Genomic DNA, 698 nt, shown 5'->3' on the forward strand with positions numbered 1-698 from the left:
CGACACGGCGCGTGAGACGCGTGTCCCGGTCAAGGGCGTGCGCAGGGCGACGGCGGCGGCGATGGTCGGTTCGGCGTTCACGGCGCCGCACGTCACCGAGTTCGTGACGGTCGACGTGACGCGCACGATGAAGCTGGTCGAGGAGCTGAAGCAGGACAAGGAGTTCACCGGCCTGCGGGTGAACCCGCTGCTGCTGATCGCCAAGGCCCTGCTGGTGGCCGTCAAGCGCAACCCGGACATCAACGCCTCCTGGGACGAGGCGGCGCAGGAGATCGTGGTCAAGCACTACGTCAACCTGGGCATCGCCGCCGCGACCCCGCGCGGCCTGATCGTCCCGAACATCAAGGACGCCCACACCAGGACACTGCCGCAGCTGGCCGAGTCCCTGGGCGAGCTGGTGTCCACGGCCCGGGAGGGCAAGACCTCCCCGGCCGCCATGCAGGGCGGCACGGTGACCATCACCAACGTCGGCGTCTTCGGCGTCGACACCGGCACACCGATCCTCAACCCGGGCGAGTCCGCGATCCTCGCGGTCGGCGCGATCAAGCTCCAGCCCTGGGTCCACAAGGGCAAGGTCAAGCCGCGCCAGGTCACCACCCTCGCCCTCAGCTTCGACCACCGCCTCGTCGACGGCGAACTCGGCTCCAAGGTCCTCGCCGACGTCGCCGCGATCCTGGAGCAGCCGAAGCGGTTGATCA

The 698-nt window shown here is 69.3% G+C and carries 1 protein-coding gene; it reads left to right on the forward strand.

The annotated features are described in order from the left end of the window. Window positions 1–698, forward strand: a 698-nt coding sequence (locus tag ACP4IX_RS36360; protein ID WP_426558946.1) for a dihydrolipoamide acetyltransferase family protein, incomplete at both ends; no start/stop codon positions are given.

It is taken from the genome of Streptomyces sp. WG5 (genome assembly GCF_049974565.1).
Lineage (GTDB): Bacteria > Actinomycetota > Actinomycetes > Streptomycetales > Streptomycetaceae > Streptomyces.